The organism is Cupriavidus pauculus (assembly GCF_008693385.1).
Lineage (GTDB): Bacteria > Pseudomonadota > Gammaproteobacteria > Burkholderiales > Burkholderiaceae > Cupriavidus > Cupriavidus pauculus_D.
On sequence record NZ_CP044067.1, the window covers coordinates 2,098,334 to 2,117,759 of the forward strand.

Consider the following 19,426-nt stretch of genomic DNA (forward strand, 5'->3'; position numbering starts at 1 on the left):
CCATGTCGACGACTCAGACTTCTGCCATTGATTCGGCCGAGCAGATCATCCATCGTATCGGCAACCTCACAAGGATGCTGCGCGACAACATGCGGGAGCTGGGGCTCGACAAGGAAATCGAGCGTGCCGCCCAGGCCATTCCCGACGCACGCGATCGCCTGAGCTACATCGCGACGATGACCGAGAAGGCGGCCGAGCGCAGCCTCAACGCGGTCGAGATCGCCCAGCCGCTGCAGTCCGCGCTCGAAACGCAAGCCGAGGCGCTGGACAAGCGCTGGGAAGAGTGGTTCGCCAAGCCGGTGGAACTGCAGGACGCACGCGCGCTCGTGCTGGACACGCGCGAGTTCCTCGCCGATGTTCCGGTGAAGACGCGCGCGACCGGTAGCCAGCTGCTCGAGATCATGATGGCCCAGGACTTCCAGGATCTGACGGGCCAGGTCATCAAGAAGATGATGGACATGATCCGTTCGCTCGAGCAGGAACTGCTGCAGGTGCTGATCGACAACGTGCCCGCCGATCGCCGCGTGGATACGCAAGCCACGCAGGCCACGCTGCTCAACGGCCCGCAGATCAACCCCGAAGGCAAGGCGGACGTGGTGGCGGATCAGTCGCAGGTGGACGACCTGCTGGCAAGCCTCGGCTTCTGATCGGCCTTGCGGGCACACGTGCCCGCGTGTTCGTGGCGATGATTTCCCGGATCAGCGATGGTCCGGGGAAATCCGCCATCACGACGCCGACATAGCGTGGCTGCCATCTGTACAGGTATGCGAGGGTCAGGTAGTTGATGCCCTCGAACGCGATGGTGCAGATGCCCAGAAAACAGTTCACGCGCGGAAAGTCCGGATACGCGTACTGGAACGCCGGCGACGTGAGTCCCGTCGCCAGACGGCTCGCGCCTTCGTTGGCGGCAATCTGCCCGCTCGCGGCGAAGTAAGGAAAGGCGCCCCCCGATGCCGACAGGTAGGTGACCTGCCCCCACGGTCGCGTGGCGTCGAACACGTCGCTGGCGCGCGCCTTGTCGAGCGCGCGCCGCACCCGCTCCCATTTCTCGTATAGATCCCAGTTCGTGCGCAGATACCACGCGTCGAAGACGTCGTGGTGCGTGAAGTACAGCCGCTCCGGAAACAGCACGATGCGGCCGCGCACGCGGCCGAGCCGGGGCACGGCAGGCGAGGCGATCTCTATCGCGTCGCGGTGCGGCGCGGTCTCCATGGCCACGGCCGCGTCGATCGACACGGTGCTCCATACCGGCGCGCTTTCCAGCCGCACGCGCACCAGCAGCACTTCGCAGGGATGCCTGCGGAGGAACTGCCGCATGATGCCGAGGATCCGGCGCAGCGTCGCATATTGCCGTATCGGGCCGTGATACGCGTGCAGATGGTTGTCGACCAGCCGGACGCGAATGTCGAACGCGCGCACGCCCGCGTACAGCTGCGCGCGAAGCGGCATCGCCTGCGTGGCGACGGCATCGCCGCCGAAGCGGCTCATCGAGTTATGGGTGCCCGGTATCGAGATATCGTTGAGAAAACGATCGTCCGGCAGGCGGGACATCCAGTCCGGATGCAGCCGGATCGGGTGCGGATGCTGCGAATAGGCGCCGGTGGGCCGGGCCTGCACCGGCGGCGCCGGGGCCGTGCAGGCAACGGCGAGCCAGAGGGCCAGCCAGCGGCCACGGTGATGGGAATCTTGCATGACCATGCGCTCCTGTCTTCGTGGATCGGAGCTGTCATGCTGGAATGCGCGGCGCGCGATTTCCTTGACCAGGATTCAATCGCGCCTCGATATCGGCGAATGGCGGCCCTGTCAGCGCCGCACGAGCGCGACCACGTAAACGCAGGGCGTCTTGCCGGGATTCACGAACGTGCACGGCGCGGGCGCGCCGAGCTGCAGACAGTCGCCGGGCGCCAGCGTGTGCACGAGTTCGCCTTCCTCGAACACGAGCGTACCCTCGCGGACCCAGATTTGCTGGTGCTGGAACGTGAAGGCGGAGGACGGGTAGGACACGCGCGCATTGCCCGGCAGCGTGACTTCGATCAGTTCGATCATGCCGCCATTGCGGGGCGACACCGCGCGTCGCGTATAGCCCGTTTCGGGATCCTGCCAGACCGGCTGGTCGTCGTGGCGGCTCAGCCGCTCCCCCGCCTGCTCGGCGAGCGCGAGCAGCATCGACAATTGCAGCCCGAAGGCGCCGGAGAGCTTGCCGAGGATCGTGGCGGTGGGACTTGCCTCGCCGCGCTCGATCTTGCTGATCATCGCCTTCGATACCCCGGACCGGTCGGCCAGTTCGGCAAGCGACCAGCCCCGCGATTCGCGCTCGATGCGGACACGGGCGGAGATGGCGTGGGTGGGGTCGGCGGCGAGTCGGCTATCCATGCGAGGGTCCTTGCTGGCGGAACGGCGAATTATAGGGTGCGCTGTGGCCCGGGCCCCACTCAAGGGTTAACCCTGCTATGAGATCGGATTGATTGGTAGTCGCACGTCCACTATAGTAGACGAATATTCCAATTGGCCGGAGCCCCCACGATGCCGCGCGAGATTCGCCTCAATGCCTTCGACATGAACTGTGTCGGTCATATCCAGCAGGGGCTGTGGACCCATCCGCGCGACGAGTCGGCGCGTTACACCGAACTCCAGTACTGGGCCGAGTACGCGCGCAAGCTCGAGGCCGGGCTGTTCGACGGCGTATTCTTCGCGGACGTCGTCGGCGTCTACGATGTCTATGGCGGCAACGCCGATGCCGCGCTGCGCGGCGGCGTGCAGGTGCCCGTCAACGACCCCACGCTGGTCATTCCCGCGATGGCCGCCGTGACGCGCCATCTGGGCTTCGGCGTGACCTGCAACCTCACTTACGAGCAGCCGTTCCTGTTCGCGCGCCGCATGTCGACGCTCGATCATCTGACCGGTGGCCGCGTGGGCTGGAATGTCGTGACCGGGTATCTCGACAGCGCCGCGCGCGCGATTGGCATCGACGGACAGATGGCGCACGACGATCGCTATGACCTCGCCGACGAGTACATGTCCGTGGTCTACAAGCTCTGGGAAGGCAGCTGGGACGACGACGCGGTGCTGGCCGACCGCGCGCGCGGCGTGTATGCCGATCCGGAAAAGGTGCGCGTGATCCATCATCACGGCAAGCAGTACAAGGTCGATGCGATGCATCTGTGTGCGCCGTCGCCGCAGCGTACGCCGGTGCTGTACCAGGCCGGATCTTCGACGCGCGGGCGCGAGTTCGCGGCCACGCACGCCGAATGCGTGTTCGTGAACGGCCAGAAGAAGGAAGCGGTGAAAGAGATCGTCGATGACATTCGCGCGCGCGCCGTCGGGCTCGGCCGCGGTGCGGACGACGTCAAGGTGTTCATGGGCGCGACGCTGATCGTCGGGCGTACGGACGACGAGGCTCGCGAGAAGTTCGAGGCGTACAGGCGCTACGTGAGCGACGAAGCGGCGCTCGTGCATGCGGCCGCGTCGCTCGGCATCGACTTTTCGAAGTACGACCTCGACGAGCCGATTCAGACTGGAAAGAGCCAGGCGATCGTCTCCAACGTGGAGGCGATGAATCGCAGCGCGGGGCCGCAATGGACGCGCCGCAAGCTGCTCGAACAGATGGTGCTGGGCAGCCGGCAGGCGCCGTGGGTGGGGTCGGCGGATCGCCTGGCCGACATGCTCGTGGCATGGAGCGAGGAGACCGGCGTGGACGGCTTCAACCTGTCGCGCACGGTCGTGCCGGAATGCTTCGACGACGTGGTCGAGCTGCTGGTGCCGCGGCTGCAGGCGCGCGGTGTGTACAAGACCGCGTATCGGGACGGAACCTATCGCGAGAAGCTGTTCGGCCATGCGCGCCTGCCGGCGTCGCATACGGCCGCGCAGTATCGCAACGTGCGGTGAGTGGGTGATGGACATGGACAAGACTGCTTTCCGCGATGCCATGGCCGGCCTCGGTGCCGCCGTCAATATCGTGACGACCGATGGCGATGCGGGGCTCGCGGGCTGCACGGCATCGGCCGTGTGCGCGGTGACGGACGACCCGCCCACGTTGCTCGTCTGCATCAACCGCGCGAGCCGTAATAACGCGGCGATGCGCGAGAACGGCCGCCTGTGCGTGAATGTGCTGTCCGCCGACCAGCGCGATATCGCCACGCATTTCTCCACGCGCGACCTGTCGATTGCCGAGCGCTTTGCCTGCGCCGAGTGGGATCGGCTGGCCACGGGCGCGCCCGTGCTCCATGGCGCGGTCAGCGCGCTCGACTGCGAGATTGCTTCGGTGACCGAGGTCGGCACGCATACGGTGTTCTTCTGCGCGATCAAGGCCGCACGCACGGCCAGCGATCGTGACGGGCTGATCTACTTCGCGCGCGATTTCCATCGGGTGGCCGCACCCATGGCGTCGCCGGTCGCGTCGATCGCGTGATGGACGGTGGCGTGATCGATAGCCACACGATGCGTGGCAAGTTTGCCTCGCTCGTCATTCTGCTCGTGTCGCAGGTGGCGGCGATGGGCGTCTGGTTCTCGTCGAGCTCGGTCGTGGCCGTGATCAAGCACACGCATGCGATCGCCGCGTTCGACGAAGCACTGCTGACGAGTGCCGTGCAGTTCGGCTTCGTGGTCGGCACGATCGGCTCGGCCCTGCTGTCGCTGCCGGACCGCTATGACCTGCGGCGGCTGTTCGCGGCATCCGCGCTGATTGCGGCGCTGGCCACGGGCTTGCTCGCGTTCCTGCCTCCCACGGGCCCCATCGTCGTCTTGCTGCGCTGCCTGACCGGCATGTGCATGGCGGGCGTCTATCCGGTGGGCATGCGGCTTGCGGCCACGTGGGCGCGCGGCGACCTCGGTTTGCTGATCGGCCTGCTGGTCGGCGCGCTGACGCTCGGCTCCGCGAGTCCCCATCTGCTGGCGGCGACCGGTGGCCTCGAATGGCGCACGATCTACGGCATCGCGGCAGGATGCGCGGCGGTGGCGGCGGTTCTGATCGCGTTTGCGGGCATCGGTCCCAATATCCGGCGCGCCACGCGCATCGACGTCGCGAAGATGGCGCAGGCGTGGCGGCAGCCGTCGCTCCGGCTAGCGAACCTCGGCTACCTCGGGCACATGTGGGAGCTCTACGCGATGTGGGCGTGGCTCGCGCTGTTCCTGCAGCAGACCTTCAGCGCGCGCGGCATGCCCGATGCGCGGCTGCAGGCGGAGTGGGTGACGTTCATCGTGATCGCGGTGGGCGCCGTGGGTGCCTGGTTCGGCGGCTGGCTTGCGGACCGCGTGGGCCGCACGGCCGTCACCATCGGCGCGATGGCGACCAGCGCCTGCTGCGCGGCGGCGATGGGATGGCTTGCACAGGCACCGATCGCGGTGCTCGTGATCGTCGCGCTGGTCTGGGGTGTCTCCGTGATTGCCGACTCCGCGCAGTTCTCGGCCAGCGTCACGGAGCTGGCCGAACCCACATCGGTGGGGACGCTGCTGACCGCGCAGACCTGCGCGGGCTTCCTGCTCACGCTTGTGAGCATCCATCTTGTTCCCGATATCGTCGCCGCGCTGGGCTGGCGCGGCGGGTTCGGGATGCTGGCGATCGGGCCGGCGCTGGGATGCATCGCGATGTGGCGGCTGCGAAACCATCCCGACGCCGTGCGGCTGGCCGGCGGCAAACGCTAGCCGCCGCCTGCGTCAGGCGGCTTCGGCGTGGTCGGTCGAGGCCGACAGTTCGCGCCACTGGGCCAGCTCGCGCTCGACGTAAGCGTGCTTCTGCTCGATACGCGCGATCGCGTCGGTGCCGAGCGGCAGGCGCAGCGGCGGGGTGTCGGCGTCGGCCAGCTGCAGAATCGCCTTCGAGAGCTTTCGCGGATCGCCGGGCTGCTTGTGGTTGAGATCGGCGGCAACGTCGCGCATCTTGCCGACGGTCTCCGCATAGTCTCCGATGCGCTCGACGGTGGAGACCAGCGAGTTGTCGTTGAGGAAGTCCGTGCGGAAGAAGCCGGGCTCGACCACCGTCACGCGGATGCCCAGCGGCGTCAGTTCCTGCGACATCGCCTCGGTGATGCCTTCCACGGCGAACTTGGTCGAGCCGTACACGCCCCAGCCGAAGTACGCGCCGTAGCCGCCCAGCGACGAGATATTGATGACATGGCCGCTCCGCTGGCGGCGCATCTGCGGCAGCACCGCGCGCGAGACGGCCAGCACGCCAAACACGTTGGTCTCGAACAGCCGGCGCGCTTCGGCGAGGCTGGTTTCCTCCACCGCGCCCAGCACGCCGAAGCCGGCGTTGTTCACGAGCACGTCGATCCGGCCGAAGCGGGCCACGCCTTGCCCGACCGCCGCCGCTGCTTCAGCCTCGTCGGTCACGTCGAGCTTTACCGCCAGCAGGTTCGGATGCTCGCCCAGCGCGTCGATGATCTGCCGCGGATTGCGCGCCGTGGCGACCACCCGATCGCCACGTGCCAGCGCATCGCGCACGATCAGCGCGCCAAAGCCGCGCGAGGCACCGGTCACAAACCAGACTTTTGCGTTGTTCGATTGCGCCATGATCCAACTCCTTTGCTTTGTTCGTTGAGGGTCGGTGCCGAGGTGTCGGTCACCGTTGACAGCAATGGTAGGCAGCGGTCGATCCACAAACAATGGTGGTTTGAATTGGATGAATCACAACGGATGGTTGTGAATCATGGCAACAAAAAGGCCCGGAATATCCGGGCCTCTGTGGTGCTTGCGGTGGCGACGATCAGAAGTCTTCCGCGTCCACGTCGTAATTCGCGGGCTCCCAGCGGATGGCCAGCAGCGACAGCAGGCCGGCCAGCGGCGCCAGCGCGATGACCCAGAACACCTTGGTGCTCAGGGCGGCGGCAAGCACCGGGAACAGGAACAGCGACACCGTGGAGCTGGCGCGCATCAGCGTCTGATTCAGGCCCACGCCCACGCCGCGCAGCGAGGTCGGGTAGCTCAGCGACGCGTAGGTCATCGTATGCGCGCCGGGACCGAAGCCCTGGCCGAGCAGGAATACCGCCAGGCAGCCGATCGCCGCCACTACCTCGCCGCCGCCGTGCGGCTTCCCGATGATGGCCAGCCCGATCAGCGCGGCCAGCTGGAACGCGTAACCGACCGTGGTCAGCTTCCACGCGCCGGTCTTCGGCACGAGGTGCACGCCGATAAGGCCGCCGACGAACGCGAACAGCAGGTTCAGCGCCAGCGAGACCAGGATCGTGGTCAGCATCGACTGCGCGAGGAAGCTCGCAATGATGACCGGGAGGCCGAAGGCCACCGCGTTGTAGGCGAACGACGAGGCAATCGACATGATCGTGGCCAGCGCCGTGCGGCGGGCGTAGACGCCCTTGAGCAATACCGCGTAGTTGCTCCACGCGGCCTTGCGTTTGGCCGGCGCGGCCACCGCGTCGGGCGCGACCACGGCATCGATGCCGTAGGACCGCTTGAGGATGGCCGCGGCACTCTTGAGGTCGCCCTGATTGGCCGCCCATACCGGCGATTCGCTCATATAACGGCTGCGCACGGCGATGATGACCAGCGCGGGGACCGCGCCGAAGCCGAGGATGATGCGCCACAGCAGGCCGCCATGTCCTTCGGGCAGTGCCGCATAGCAGAGCAGCACGAGCAGATAGGACACGCAAATGGCCGCATACCAGGTGGGGCACCACATGGCCACCCGCGCAGCCTTGTTGCCCTTGCCCTGCAGCTTGGAGAACTCGGCCAGGAACGCCATGGCCACGGGCAGGTCGATGCCGACGCCGAGGCCCATCACGAAACGGGCGCCCGCCAGCACGTACTCGTTCGGGGCCAGCGCGCACGCGATGGCCGCAACCACGAAGAACAGCATGTCGGCCATGAACACGCGGTAGCGGCCGATGCGGTCGGTGAAGTAGCCACCGAGGAACGCGCCGACGATCGCGCCGAATGTGATGGCGGAGGCGACCATGCCGGTGCCGGCCGGCGTCAGGTTGAATTCCTTCGCGACATCCTTGAGGCCGAAGGCCAGCGCGCCGAGGTCATAGGCGTCCAGGAACACCCCGCCCAGCGCGATGGCCACGACCATGCGGGCATTGCTGACTTTGGCGCCGCCTTCGTTGACGAGCCGTGCCACGTCGGCGGCGGAACGGATGGTGGCCTTGCTGCTGGAGGATGCGGCGGCATTGGCCGCGGTGCCCGGAGAGAGGGCGAGATCGACTGACATGTGATGGTGATGAGGGCAGGTTTTCCCTGTCTGGCGAAGCGCCGCATGCTACGCGGACATGGCGGGACAACAAAATGGTTTGTCGTTATATGTTTATCGCCTGCGGATCGTTGACGTTTTTACATCACACCTTGGGATGTCCATTGCCGTAAAGTGATCTGAATTATCATGGCGTGGCATTTCCGACAGATATCCGAATAACAGGAAAGTCCATGCACATGATGATGGCGGGGTCGGCCACCAGGGAGGCAAGACAACGGGAGAGGGCATTGTTTCTGGGGCGCGTGCTGGTCGGCGCCGGGCAAGGGATTCTTCTGTACTCGCTGTACCGCGCCGCGCAGGATCATTCCGCGCTCGCGCGCGATTATGTTTTCGCTCCGATGCTGCTGGCGGCGCTGATGATTCCGCCCGTCGCGATTCTCGGTTTCTCGCAGTTGCGCGCGCCGCGCCTCGTTTTCTGGTGCGTGCTGCTGGCGGCCGTGGTGGCCATGCTCGGTTTTCACGATGCCTGGCGCCATATCGATCCGGCCGGCGTGGAACTGGCCCGCGCGCGCTATCCGTCCACGCACGTGGCATTTATCGCGGCCACGATCATGTTCATCGCCTATGCGATCGTGGTGGCCGCCGATACCGCGGGGACCTATCTCGCGCCCTATCCGGCCTATTTCCGCATCGGCTGGAAGATCGGTATCCAGGGCCACCTCGCGGCCCTGTTCGCGGCGGTGCTGTACCTCGTGCTGTGGATCGGCGCCGAATTGTTCGAGTTGCTCGGCCTGCGCTTTCTCGAAACCCTGCTGCGGCAGGCGTGGTTCAACATTCCCGTGCTGACCATGGCGTTTGCGGCGGGCCTGCACATTACCGATGTGCGCGACGAATTCGTGCGCGGCGTACGGACCCTCGTGCTCACGCTGCTGTCCTGGGTGCTGCCGCTGCTGGTGGCGCTGCTGCTGGGCTTCCTGGTGACGCTCGCGGTCAGGGGGCTGGCGCCGCTGTGGGCCACGCGCTCGGCGGCGACGCTGCTGCTGGGCGCGGCGGCGCTGCTCGTCGTGCTGATCAATGCGGTGTACAAGAGCGGTCTTGCCGAAGGGCCGGTGCCGCGCGTGCTGCGGCTCGCGACGTCGGCCGCCTGCCTGATCCTCGTCCCCCTCGTGTGCATCGCGGGCTATGCCCTGTTCCTGCGCATCCAGCAGTACGGCCTGACCGAGCGCCGCGTGCTGACCGCCGCGGCATTGCTGCTGGCCGGCTGCTATGCGGTCGGCTATGCGTGGGCCGCGCTCGAACGCAATGCCGGCATGCTCCGTATCGCCTCGACCAACGTGCTGACCGCGTGCCTCACGGTCGTGGTACTCGTCGCGCTCTACACGCCCGTGGCGGATCCCGCGCGGCTGTCGGTCAAGAGTCAGGTCGCGCGGCTGGAGGCCGGCCGCATCGCGCCCGACAAATTCGACTTCCACTACCTGAAAGCGCATGCCGGGCGCTATGGCCGCGAGGCATTGGCCCGGCTGGTCGCGGAGGGCGATGGCCCGAACGCCGAGGCGATCCGGCGGCATGCTGCCAGCGCGACCCGTCCGCCCGCGTCGGGCGAGCTGCCCGACGCGAAGGCGATTGCCAGCCTGATCGACCAGCGCACGCCCGGGCGTCCCGTGCCGGCGTCCTTTTTCGACAATGCATGGGGCGATGCCGCCGCGCGGCAGTTTCTGCCGGGCTGCCTCATGGCGCGGACGAAGCGCTGCGACGCCTTCGTGGTGGATTTCCTGCCCGGCAGCGGCGGCAACGTGGTGCTGATGGAGGTCAACCGGCAGGACGCGCAGGTGTTCGCGCGGGAGGCAGACGGCATATGGCGCCGCGCCGCGCGGTTCCAGGTGCGCGCGGAATGCGCGGATGCCGTGCGCGAGAGCATGGCGAGGGGGACGTACGCGCAGGTGCCGCAGGCCCTCCCGCAGATCGACATGGGCGATCAGGTCGTCCGGCTGCTGCCGGCCGAGTCCGGCCCGCCGCCGTGCCATATGCCGGTGCCCCGGCCCTCGGCCCTGCTCGATGCGTCGCCGTCGGAAGCGGCCGCGCCGGCGTCGGCCCCTTCGACGTCCACTGGCGGATAATCACCGGCACGGCATTTCCGTATCGGACACCGTATTACCGACACAGGACAACTTGGCATCCGCAACAGGAGACATAGGCATGGCACAGGCAGGAAAGGTGGCACTGGTCACGGGCGCGGCCCGGGGCATTGGCAAGGCAACGGCGCTGGCGCTGGCCGAGGCGGGTTACCGCGTGGTATTCGCGGGCCGCACCGCGGAAACCGTCGAGGCGGTCGCGGCGGAAGCCCGCGCGGCGGGGCACGATGCGCTGGCCGTGCAATGCGACGTTGCCGACGAGGCTTCGGTGGACCAGCTGTTCGCGCGGATCCGCGAGACCTACGGGCGACTGGACCTGTTGTTCAACAACGCGGGCATCAACGCGCCGGGCATCCCCATCGACGAACTGACCGTCGCGCAATGGAAGGCGGTGGTCGATATCAACCTGACGGGTTCGTTCCTGTGCGCGCGCGCCGCGTTCGCGCTGATGAAGTCGCAGGACCCGCGCGGCGGCCGCATCATCAACAACGGATCGATTTCCGCTCACGCGCCGCGGCCCAACACGGCGCCGTACACGTCGACCAAGCACGCGATCACGGGTTTGACCAAGGCGCTCTCGCTCGATGGGCGTGCCTTCGACATCGCGTGCGGGCAGATCGATATCGGCAATGCGGGGACCGATCTCGCCTCGCGCATGGCGCGCGGTGTGCCGCAGGCCAACGGCGAGATTCGCCCCGAGCCGCTGATGGATGTCGCGCATGTGGCCAATGCCGTGGTGCATATGGCCAACCTGCCGCTCGAGACCAACGTCCAGTTCATGACCGTGATGGCCACGAAGATGCCCTTTGTCGGGCGCGGATAAGGCCGGCCGCGGTTAAGAACGGTGGAGGCCGATCAGCGCTGGCGATCGGCCAGCCGGTCCAGCAGGTCGTCGCAAACCGGCACCGCCGCGAGCAGGAACACGAGCAGCGCGAGCGGCACCGTGGCGGCGAACCCTACGTGCTTGAACCCGAGCGCGCCCAGCACGCCGCCGAGGAAGAACATGGCCAGCAGCGAACCCAGCAGCCGTAATCGCGCGCGGTTGGCCAGAACCTTTTCGCCATTGGCATCCACGTTCCAGTAGAAGAGCTTGCCGAGTTCGATGCCAAGGTCCGTCACGATGCCCGTGACGTGCGTGGTGCGGATTTCCGCACGCGAGACCTTCGTGACCAGCGCGTTCTGCAGGCCCATGATGAAGCAGAGCACGGCCACCGTGGCCGGCACGAACATCCAGTTGTGGCCGACGAAGGCATGCCCGAGCAGGCCGAAGCAGAGCAGCAGCAGCGACTCGAGCATCAGCGGCGCGGCGAATTCGCTGCGCAGATGCTGGCGCCGTGCCCAGTTGACGAGCACCGCGCAGGCCGAGGCCCCGACCAGAAAGCACACCACGGCGCCGATGCCGGCCGAGACCGCGACCAGCTCGCCCAGGGCGAGTTCGTCCGCGATATGCGAGACGATGCCCGTCATATGGGATGTGTACTGCTGCACGGCCAGGAAGCCCCCGGCATTGGTCGCGCCTGCGACGAACGCCAGCAGCAGGCCCAGGTGCTGGTTCGCACTCGGCGAGCGTTCGCGGGCGGAAAGTCCGCGAAGGTAATGTATCGGCATGACCAACCCCTCAAGTCGGCGGGACGATGCACGATGGCATTTTTGCGAGGTTGTGTAAAGACGCGACGCCTGAACGTGTCGCGCCGTCACCCGTCAGTGCAGCGGCCCCAGCTGGACGCCACCGCGGCCTGCCATGAAGGCCGCCGCGTCCGCCGCCGTCATGCCGCGGCTGTCGCGGGCGTCGGGGTTGGCGCCGTGGGCGATCAGCAGTTCGACGATCTCGGTACGGTTGAACATTGCCGCGGTCATCAGCGCCGTGCGGCCGTCGGGCGACGCGCCCTCGACATCGGCGCCATGCGTCAGGAGCAGTTCGACGATATCGCGAAAGCCCTTGAAGGCCGCGCCCGCCAGCGGCGTCTGGCCGGCCTCGTTGCGCAGGTCCGGATTGGCGCCATGGTCGAGCAGCGCGCGCACGGCGTCCGCGTGACCGTAATAGCTGGCCAGCATCAGCAGGCTGTCGCCCTTCTCGTTGCGCAGGTTGGGCGGCAGGCCACGCTCGATCAGTGCCGCGAGGCTCTCGCCGTCGCCACTGCGCGCCAGCGTGAACACTTCCTGCATGGCTTCGAGCAGCCGTTCCTCGTCGCCCGGTGCCGGCGATTGTTGTGCGTCACTCATGATCGGTATTCCTGAAGGATGGCCCCGCTCCCCCGAGGGAGCGCGGGGCAAAGCGCGAACAGCTTGCTTCTTCGTCTTGCTTCTTCGTGTTACTTCTTCGCGTCGAACGCCTCGATGGCCGCGGCCACGCCGGCACCGTAGGCCGGATCGGCCTGCGTGCAGTGCTTGATGTGCAGGTCCTTGATCGGCCGCGAGACACCGGCCATCGCGCGCGCGGTATTCTCGAACAGGCGCTGTTGCGCATCGGGCGGCATCAGGCGGAACAGGTCACCAGGCTGCGAGAAGTAGTCGTCGTCCACGCGATGGTTCCAGTGGTCGGCGGCGCCTTCCAGCGACAGCGGCGGCTCGCGGAAGTCGGCCTGCTCCTGCCATTCGCCACGCGTGTTCGGCTCGTAGCCGATGCGGCCGCCGAAGTTGCCATCCACGCGCATTACGCCATCGCGATGGTAGAAGTTCACGTTCTTGGCCGCGCGCGGCGCGTTGACCGGAATCTGGAAGTGATTGACGGTCAGGCGGTAGCGTGCCGCATCGCCGTACGAGAACAGACGGCCCTGCAGCATCTTGTCGGGCGAGAAGCCGATACCCGGCACGATGGTGGACGGCGCGAACGCGGCCTGTTCGACATCGGCGAAGAAGTTTTCCGGGTTGCGGTTCAGTTCCATCACGCCGACTTCGATCAGCGGATAGTCCTTGTGCGGCCACACCTTGGTCAGGTCGAACGGGTTGATGCGATACGAACCGGCCTCCTTCTCGGGCATGATCTGCACGAACAGCTTCCAGCTCGGGAATTCACGGCGTTCGATGGCTTCGTACAGATCGCGCTGGTTCGACTCGCGGTCGCGGCCCACCACCTCGGCGGCTTCCGCGTCGGTCAGGTTCTCGATGCCCTGCTGCGAGACGAAGTGGAACTTCACCCAGAAACGTTCCTGCTGCGCGCTGATAAAGCTGTACGTGTGGCTGCCAAAGCCGTGCATATGGCGGAACGAACGCGGAATGCCGCGATCGCCCATCACGTACGTCACCTGGTGGAACGACTCCGGCGACTGCGTCCACCAGTCCCAGTTGCTTTCGGCGCTGCGCAGGCCGGTGCGCGGATCGCGCTTGACCACGTGATTCAGGTCCGGGAACTTCAGCGGGTCCTTGATAAAGAACACGGGCGTGTTGTTGCCGACCAGATCCCAGTTGCCTTCCTCGGTATAGAACTTCACCGCGAAGCCGCGGATATCGCGTTCCGCATCGGCCGCGCCACGCTCGCCAGCCACGCTCGAGAAGCGCACGAACAGCTCGGTCTTCTTGCCCACTTCCGAAAACAGCTTGGCGCGGGTGTACTTCGTGATGTCATGCGTGACGGTGAACGTGCCGAAAGCGCCCGCGCCCTTGGCGTGCATGCGCCGCTCGGGAATCACCTCGCGGTCGAAGTGCGCCATCTTTTCGAGGAACCAGACGTCCTGCAGCAGCGCGGGGCCACGGGGGCCGGCGGTCTGGATGTTCTGGTTATCGGGTACGGGTGCGCCGAAGGCGGTGGTCAATTTGCTCATGACGATATCCTTGATGCGGGCTGGCATGCCATCGGTGAGTCATGCCTTGTCGTTGTGGAACACCACGGGGGGTGGCCCCGCGGCGGGTTCCGGGACCCCTGCGTTCCCGGTGAAGTTCGAATGCACTATGGCAGAAGGCCGCCGCGGCGTCATATCGAATTGTTCAATTGTTTCGATAGCGGCCGCCGCCGTCTTTCTGCCAATCCTTAAATCTCCGTTAAGGTTTCGAATTCGCACGGTGGCATCGGCGCAACAAGCGTTCGGCGTTTTATGACGCGATGGCCGATAGAATGGCGGCATGGAACCGATTTCTTTCGAGTTTGTGAGTGTCGCCGAAGCCAGGCGGATCCTCGACGGGGAACCGCGCAAGCGCGAAGGCGCGGACTGGACCGAATTGCGCGACCCGCAGACGATGGTCCCGCAGAAGCTTTCGGCCGGCGCACTGCGGTGGCTGCGCGAACTGCCGCCGCTGGCGCGCCCGCTCGAGCTGTTCCATGGATACCCGCGCATTGCGAACCAGCTGGCGGTGCTGGCCACGAACGAGGCCGCGCTGCTGGCCTATCTGGCGGATCTGCTGATCGACCGGCGCGGCGACCGGCAGGGGTTTCCCGGCAATATCGCGCAGGAACTGTCGCGGCTCAACGCGCATCTGATGGGGATGTTGCCGACGGAGGAGGACGCCGTCCCACCTCCGCGCCCCGTTGACGAGTAACCGGATCAATGGCTGCCGGCCGCGGTCTCGTGCTCGGCCGCCGCGAATTCGTAGCGTCCCTTGCCCTGCGCCTTGGCCATATACAGCGCCCGGTCGGCCATATTGAGAATGGCGTCGGCGTTCTGGCCCTCGGGCCGGACGTGCGCGATGCCGATGCTCACGCCGAGCCGTACCTGCAATCCTCCGGATAGCTCGTACCCTTCGCCGATCTCTCTCAGCAACTGCTGCGCCAGCGCCTGCACGCTCTCGCGGCTTTCGTTACGCAGCATGATCACGAACTCGTCGCCGCCGATCCGGTAGACCTGGCCCCGCCCCGGCACCGCGTCGCGCAGCCGGGCGCCCACGCGTACGAGCAGTTCGTCGCCGCAGCCGTGGCCGTACGAGTCGTTGACCGGCTTGAAACCGTCCAGATCGAGATAGAGCAGTGTCAGGTAGCGCCCCGCGGCCATGCGCGCGGCGCTCGCCTCGCGGATCTCGGCGATCAGGCTCGCGCGGTTGAGCAGCCCCGTCAGCGAGTCGTGCCGCGCGCGATGCGCGTTTTCGCGTTCCGAACGCATCGTGGCCACGACCATCGCGTTCATGCGGAACGACGCGCTCGACATGCTGACGACATACACCGGCAACTGCAGCAGCGTCAGCAGGAACAGCGGCTCGCCGACGACGATCGCCCCCACGCAGGTCGGCCCCAGGCTCAGCAGGATCATCAGCGTGGTCATGCGCGGCGCGCCGTAGTTGCGGAAGCAGATGCCGCCGCACATTGCCGCCGCGGAGAGGCATGCCATCGCGGCGGAGAGCCAGTCGCCCCGCGTCACGCAGAAGTACGTGCCGAGGCCCACGCTGCCTGCCCACGCGAGCGCGAGCGCGATATGGATATCGGTGGGCGTGGGCTGCCTTGCCAGGCCCGCGCGGCGCGCGATGGTCATCACGACGATGCGCGCGACGCAGATCGCCACCTCGATGCCCAGCCACCCATAGAACGGCGCGGTACGCATATGCAGCGTGATGACGACCGCCACCAGCACGGTGTTGAGCATGCCGCCATAGAAGATGGATAGCGTGCCGAACAGGCTGCCGACCAGCGCTTCGCGGATTTCAGGCGTGACGTCGCGGCCCGGATCCGCAATCCAGCGAATTGGGCGCCACCGCGGGGACGAATAGACCCGGGGTGACAGGAACATGGGCGAGTACGGTTGCGTCATCTGCCGGCATTCTGCCAGACCGGGTGGAAAATTCCGCGCGCCCGAAGGGGGGGTATCGGGCGGTTCGATGCCGTGCCCGGGACCCCGGCCATTGCCCCGGAACGCCGCCGCACCGCATCAATTGTCGGCGGTACACCGACAGCCAGGCGCGGACACGCGCGGTAGGATGGAGCGCCTTGCGCCCGGCTCGCCGCCTGCCCACCGCCTCTGGCAAACGGTCCGGACGCCCGACCACTTCCGTCGACCTTCATGACCGGTTTGCTACAAACCTCGTTTCAACGTTTCCTGATTGGCACGATCGTGGTGCCCGTCGCACTCGCGGTTGTGTTCGTCGCGGACGCCCTGACGCCGCTGGGCGTCACTGCGTGGCTGTTCTACCTCGTGCCGGTCTGCCTGGCACTGTTCTCGGACAGCCCGCGCCTGCCGTTGCTGACCGCCGCCAGCACGTCGATCCTGCTCGTGGCGGGCTATTACCTGTCGCCGCCGGGGGCCAGCCCCATCGTTGCCATCGTCAACCGCAGCTTTGGCTTCGCGGTCATCTGGTTCCTCGCGGTGGTGATCTATCGCTATACCGTCTCGCGGCTGGCGGTGCAACGGAGCGCCTGGCTCCACCAGTCGCAGGTCCGGATCCACCAGGCCGTGCGCAACCCGCAGTCGGCCGGCAATGTGGGCGACGCGCTCGTGCGCGCGCTGGCGCAGACGCTGGGCGCGCATGTCGGCGCCGTCTACGAGTGCGAAGGCGGCACGCTGCGGCGGCTCGCGGGCTGGGCCTTGCCGCAATCGACACCCGAGGTGCTGGTGTCGGGGCAGACCATCGCGGGTCAGGCGGCGGCCGAAGGCAGGGTGATCGCCATCGGCGGGCTGCCCGCCGACTATCTGCCCGTGTCGTCGGCGCTGGGCCGCACCGGCGCGGGCGAGATCGTTGCCGCGCCGCTGACCGCGGAAGGCGAGACCGTCGGCGTGGTCGAGCTTGGCTTTGTCGGCACTCAGCGCGAGACCGCGGACGTGGTCGAACTGTTCGAACGCATCGGCGAGCCGATCGGCATGCTGCTGCGCGCCGCGCTCTACCGGCACCGGCTGGAGGCCCTGCTTACCGAGACGCAGCGCCAAAGCGAGGAAATGCAGGTTCAGCAGGAAGAGTTGCGCGTCTCCAACGAGGAACTCGAGGAGCGCGGCCGCGCGCTCATGGAATCGCAGGCGCGTCTCGAGTCGCAGCAGGCCGAGCTCGAGCAGACCAATGTCCAGCTCGAGGAACACGCGCAGCGGCTGGAAACGCAAAAACGCGAGATGCTCGCGTTCCAGGCGGAACTGGCCGCCAACGCGCGCGCGCTCGAACGCTCGAACCAGTACAAGAGCGAGTTCCTCGCCAATATGTCGCACGAGCTGCGCACGCCGCTGAACAGCGCGCTGATTCTTGCCAAGCTGCTGCAGGAGAACAAGCCCGGCACGCTCAATGAAGAGCAGGTGCGTTATGCCGCGACGATCCATGCGGCCAACACCGACCTGCTGAACCTGATCAACGACATTCTCGACCTGTCGAAGATCGAGGCCGGCCACCTGACCATCGAGCCGGAACCGGTCGACGTCGAGACGTTCGCGCGCACGCTCGAGCAGATGTTCCAGCCCGTGGCCACGCAGAAACGCCTGGCCATGCGCGTGGAGGTGATGCCGGGCACGCCGCCGGCGATCGTTACAGACGGCCAGCGCCTGCAGCAGGTGCTCAAGAACCTGCTGTCCAACGCGTTCAAGTTCACCGAACAGGGCGCCGTGACGCTTGCCATCGCCGCGCAGGGCGACGACGCGGTCCGGTTCGAGGTACGCGACACCGGGATCGGTATTCCGCGCGAGAAGCAACAGGTCATCTTCGAGGCATTCCAGCAGGCGGACGGCACCACGAGCCGGCGCTTCGGCGGCACGGGGCTGGGGCTGTCGATCTCGCGCGAGCTGACGCGGTTGCTCGGCGGGTCGATCGCGGTGGCCAGCGAACCGGGGCAAGGCAGCGTGTTCTCGCTGACGGTGCCGCGCGTACTCGGTGCCGACGAGGCCGCGCGCGCGGGGTTCGTGACGACGGGCGTACCGTTCCCGCAGGCGGCGCAGGTCGCCCGTGCGGTGCCCGCACCCGCCGCACCGGCCGCCACGCCGCCATCGTCACCGTCGCGCGCGCCGGCCCCCGAGCGGTCCGCGCACGTCAATGGCACCCCGGCAGGCACACCGGCAGCCACCCCGGGAGGCACCCCCCATTGGCCCGCGCCGATCGCCGACGATCGCGCGAAACGGTCGCGTGGCAGCCGCCTGATCCTCGTGGTCGAGGACGACATCGCGTTTGCCAATATCCTGTACAACCTCGCGCACGAACTGGACTTCGACTGCATTCACGCAACGACGTCCGGCGCGGGCCTGGAACTGGCGCGCGAGCATCAGCCGTGCGGGATCCTGCTCGACGTGGCGCTGCCGGACCAATCGGGCCTGACGCTGCTCGACTGGCTCAAGCACGACCCCGCGACGCGCCATATCCCGACGCACCTGATCTCGGTGAGCGATCATGCGGAAGCCGCGCTCCATCGCGGCGCCATCGGCTACACGTTCAAGCCGAGCGGCCGCGACCAGCTGGCCGCCGCCATCCGCGGACTCGAGGCCCGCATGGTGCAGGGCATGCGGCGCGTGCTCGTGGTGGAGGACGATGCGGTGCTGCGCGAGAGCATTCGCGCGCTGCTGCGCTCGCTCGACGTGGAGATCGTCACGGCGGACAGCATCGCCGAGGGCGTCGCCGCACTTTCGGGCCAGCGCTTCGACTGCGTGGTCATGGACATGGCCCTGCCCGATGGCACGGGCCACGATCTGCTCGCCCGCATGGCGGCGGATGCCGGCAACGGCGGACAGGCCATGCCGCCGGTCATCGTCTACACGGGACGCCAGTTGTCCGCCGAGGACGAGCAGCGCCTGCGCCGGCATTCGAAGTCGATCATCATCAAGGGCGCGCGCTCGCCCGAGCGATTGCTCGACGAGGTGACGCTGTTTCTGCATAGTGTCGAGTCCGCGCTGCCGCCCGAGCAACAGCGCATGCTGCGCGACGCGCGCAGCCGCGACGATGCGTTCGACGGGCGCAAGGTGCTGCTGGCCGAGGACGATGCGCGCAATATCTTCGCGCTGTCCCGCGTGCTGGAGCCGCTCGGCGCGACCGTGGAGATCGCGCGCAGCGGCCGCGAGGCGCTCGACAAGCTCGCCGAGCACGACGATGTCGACCTCGTGTTGATGGACATCATGATGCCGGAGATGGACGGCATTACCGCGATGCGCGCCATTCGCGCGATGCCGCAGCATGGTCGGCTGCCGATCATCGCGCTGACCGCCAAGGCCATGCCGTCGGACCGCGAGGCCTGCCTGCAGGCCGGCGCCAACGACTACATCGCCAAGCCCATCGACGTCGATAAACTTCTTTCCCTCTGCCGCGTATGGCTACACGCAAGCTGAAACCCCAG

Annotated in this window: 15 protein-coding genes and 1 pseudogene; 8 read left to right on the forward strand and 8 right to left on the reverse strand. The window is 67.0% G+C overall.

What is annotated here, in order from left to right; translation table 11 throughout:
• Positions 1 to 2 precede the first annotated feature (2 nt).
• The gene (gene cheZ, locus FOB72_RS27670) at positions 3 to 647 is read left to right on the forward strand and encodes a protein phosphatase CheZ (protein WP_150376214.1); all 645 of its coding nucleotides are present in this window, start codon (positions 3 to 5) and stop codon (positions 645 to 647) included.
• Here the strand turns inward: cheZ and FOB72_RS27675 are convergent.
• Entirely contained in the window at positions 571 to 1,692 is a 1,122-nt protein-coding gene (locus FOB72_RS27675) for a phospholipase (protein ID WP_150376216.1), read from the reverse strand. The two genes, cheZ and FOB72_RS27675, sit on opposite strands and share 77 nt — an antisense overlap.
• 111 nt (positions 1,693 to 1,803) lie before the next feature.
• Positions 1,804 to 2,373: a helix-turn-helix domain-containing protein gene (locus FOB72_RS27680; RefSeq protein WP_150376218.1), complete on the reverse strand. Its 570-nt coding sequence runs from the start codon at positions 2,371 to 2,373 to the stop codon at positions 1,804 to 1,806.
• A gap of 150 nt (positions 2,374 to 2,523) precedes the next feature.
• Here FOB72_RS27680 and FOB72_RS27685 point away from each other — a divergent pair, with 150 nt between their 5' ends.
• The 3 genes from FOB72_RS27685 to FOB72_RS27695 are packed head-to-tail and all read left to right on the forward strand — an operon-like array spanning position 2,524 to position 5,640.
• Positions 2,524 to 3,885: an LLM class flavin-dependent oxidoreductase gene (locus FOB72_RS27685; RefSeq protein ID WP_150376220.1), complete on the forward strand. Its 1,362-nt coding sequence runs from the start codon at positions 2,524 to 2,526 to the stop codon at positions 3,883 to 3,885.
• 13 nt (positions 3,886 to 3,898) lie between these two features.
• Positions 3,899 to 4,408, forward strand: coding sequence for a flavin reductase (locus tag FOB72_RS27690; RefSeq protein WP_150376222.1), 510 nt, complete (start codon positions 3,899 to 3,901; stop codon positions 4,406 to 4,408).
• 11 nt (positions 4,409 to 4,419) lie between these two features.
• The gene (locus tag FOB72_RS27695; protein WP_223851597.1) at positions 4,420 to 5,640 is read left to right on the forward strand and encodes an MFS transporter; all 1,221 of its coding nucleotides are present in this window, start codon (positions 4,420 to 4,422) and stop codon (positions 5,638 to 5,640) included.
• A 12-nt stretch (positions 5,641 to 5,652) separates the two neighbouring features.
• Here the strand turns inward: FOB72_RS27695 and FOB72_RS27700 are convergent, their stop codons facing one another.
• Both FOB72_RS27700 and FOB72_RS27705 read right to left on the reverse strand, forming a co-directional pair.
• Positions 5,653 to 6,507, reverse strand: a complete 855-nt coding sequence (locus FOB72_RS27700) for an oxidoreductase (RefSeq protein WP_150376224.1) — start codon at positions 6,505 to 6,507, stop codon at positions 5,653 to 5,655.
• Between the two features lie 193 nt (positions 6,508 to 6,700).
• On the reverse strand, positions 6,701 to 8,161 hold the full coding sequence (locus FOB72_RS27705; RefSeq protein WP_150376226.1) for an MFS transporter: 1,461 nt from the start codon (positions 8,159 to 8,161) through the stop codon (positions 6,701 to 6,703).
• Between the two features lie 212 nt (positions 8,162 to 8,373).
• Between FOB72_RS27705 and FOB72_RS27710 the strand changes: the two genes are divergently transcribed.
• Together FOB72_RS27710 and FOB72_RS27715 are read left to right on the forward strand one after the other, a co-directional pair.
• The gene (locus FOB72_RS27710) at positions 8,374 to 10,260 is read left to right on the forward strand and encodes a DUF4153 domain-containing protein (protein WP_150376228.1); all 1,887 of its coding nucleotides are present in this window, start codon (positions 8,374 to 8,376) and stop codon (positions 10,258 to 10,260) included.
• A 79-nt stretch (positions 10,261 to 10,339) separates the two neighbouring features.
• On the forward strand, positions 10,340 to 11,098 hold the full coding sequence (locus FOB72_RS27715; RefSeq protein ID WP_150376230.1) for an SDR family oxidoreductase: 759 nt from the start codon (positions 10,340 to 10,342) through the stop codon (positions 11,096 to 11,098).
• A gap of 35 nt (positions 11,099 to 11,133) precedes the next feature.
• On the opposite strand, the pseudogene FOB72_RS27720 reads toward FOB72_RS27715, so the two are convergent.
• The 3 genes and pseudogenes from FOB72_RS27720 to FOB72_RS27730 all read right to left on the reverse strand — a co-directional run.
• Positions 11,134 to 11,883 (reverse strand): annotated as a pseudogene (locus FOB72_RS27720) (YoaK family protein); the annotation flags it as partial.
• 93 nt (positions 11,884 to 11,976) lie between these two features.
• On the reverse strand, positions 11,977 to 12,498 hold the full coding sequence (locus FOB72_RS27725; RefSeq protein WP_150376234.1) for an ankyrin repeat domain-containing protein: 522 nt from the start codon (positions 12,496 to 12,498) through the stop codon (positions 11,977 to 11,979).
• Positions 12,499 to 12,587: 89 nt separating this feature from the next.
• Positions 12,588 to 14,036 (reverse strand): catalase, encoded by a 1,449-nt coding sequence (locus FOB72_RS27730; RefSeq protein ID WP_150376236.1) that lies wholly within the window; start codon positions 14,034 to 14,036, stop codon positions 12,588 to 12,590.
• Between the two features lie 298 nt (positions 14,037 to 14,334).
• On the opposite strand from FOB72_RS27730, the gene FOB72_RS27735 reads away from it, so the two are divergent.
• Entirely contained in the window at positions 14,335 to 14,748 is a 414-nt protein-coding gene (locus tag FOB72_RS27735; RefSeq protein ID WP_150376238.1) for a hypothetical protein, read from the forward strand.
• 5 nt (positions 14,749 to 14,753) lie between these two features.
• On the opposite strand, the gene FOB72_RS27740 is transcribed toward FOB72_RS27735, so the two are convergent.
• Positions 14,754 to 15,926, reverse strand: coding sequence for a GGDEF domain-containing protein (locus tag FOB72_RS27740; RefSeq protein WP_150376240.1), 1,173 nt, complete (start codon positions 15,924 to 15,926; stop codon positions 14,754 to 14,756).
• A 270-nt stretch (positions 15,927 to 16,196) separates the two neighbouring features.
• Between FOB72_RS27740 and FOB72_RS27745 the strand changes: the two genes are divergently transcribed.
• Complete coding sequence (locus FOB72_RS27745) at positions 16,197 to 19,418, forward strand: response regulator (protein WP_150376242.1); 3,222 nt, start codon at positions 16,197 to 16,199, stop codon at positions 19,416 to 19,418.
• The last annotated feature ends 8 nt before the right edge of the window (positions 19,419 to 19,426 follow it).

Bases quoted from the DNA above. Each gene is read 5' to 3' on its own strand.
- cheZ (WP_150376214.1), top strand. From the start codon at position 3: ATGTCGACGACTCAGACTTCTGCCATTGATTCGGCCGAGCAGATCATC.
- FOB72_RS27675 (WP_150376216.1), bottom strand. From the start codon at position 1,692: ATGCAAGATTCCCATCACCGTGGCCGCTGGCTGGCCCTCTGGCTCGCC.
- FOB72_RS27680 (WP_150376218.1), bottom strand. From the start codon at position 2,373: ATGGATAGCCGACTCGCCGCCGACCCCACCCACGCCATCTCCGCCCGT.
- FOB72_RS27685 (WP_150376220.1), top strand. From the start codon at position 2,524: ATGCCGCGCGAGATTCGCCTCAATGCCTTCGACATGAACTGTGTCGGT.
- FOB72_RS27690 (WP_150376222.1), top strand. From the start codon at position 3,899: ATGGACAAGACTGCTTTCCGCGATGCCATGGCCGGCCTCGGTGCCGCC.
- FOB72_RS27700 (WP_150376224.1), bottom strand. From the start codon at position 6,507: ATGGCGCAATCGAACAACGCAAAAGTCTGGTTTGTGACCGGTGCCTCG.
- FOB72_RS27705 (WP_150376226.1), bottom strand. From the start codon at position 8,161: ATGTCAGTCGATCTCGCCCTCTCTCCGGGCACCGCGGCCAATGCCGCC.
- FOB72_RS27710 (WP_150376228.1), top strand. From the start codon at position 8,374: ATGCACATGATGATGGCGGGGTCGGCCACCAGGGAGGCAAGACAACGG.
- FOB72_RS27715 (WP_150376230.1), top strand. From the start codon at position 10,340: ATGGCACAGGCAGGAAAGGTGGCACTGGTCACGGGCGCGGCCCGGGGC.
- FOB72_RS27725 (WP_150376234.1), bottom strand. From the start codon at position 12,498: ATGAGTGACGCACAACAATCGCCGGCACCGGGCGACGAGGAACGGCTG.
- FOB72_RS27730 (WP_150376236.1), bottom strand. From the start codon at position 14,036: ATGAGCAAATTGACCACCGCCTTCGGCGCACCCGTACCCGATAACCAG.
- FOB72_RS27735 (WP_150376238.1), top strand. From the start codon at position 14,335: ATGGAACCGATTTCTTTCGAGTTTGTGAGTGTCGCCGAAGCCAGGCGG.
- FOB72_RS27740 (WP_150376240.1), bottom strand. From the start codon at position 15,926: ATGTTCCTGTCACCCCGGGTCTATTCGTCCCCGCGGTGGCGCCCAATT.
- FOB72_RS27745 (WP_150376242.1), top strand. From the start codon at position 16,197: ATGACCGGTTTGCTACAAACCTCGTTTCAACGTTTCCTGATTGGCACG.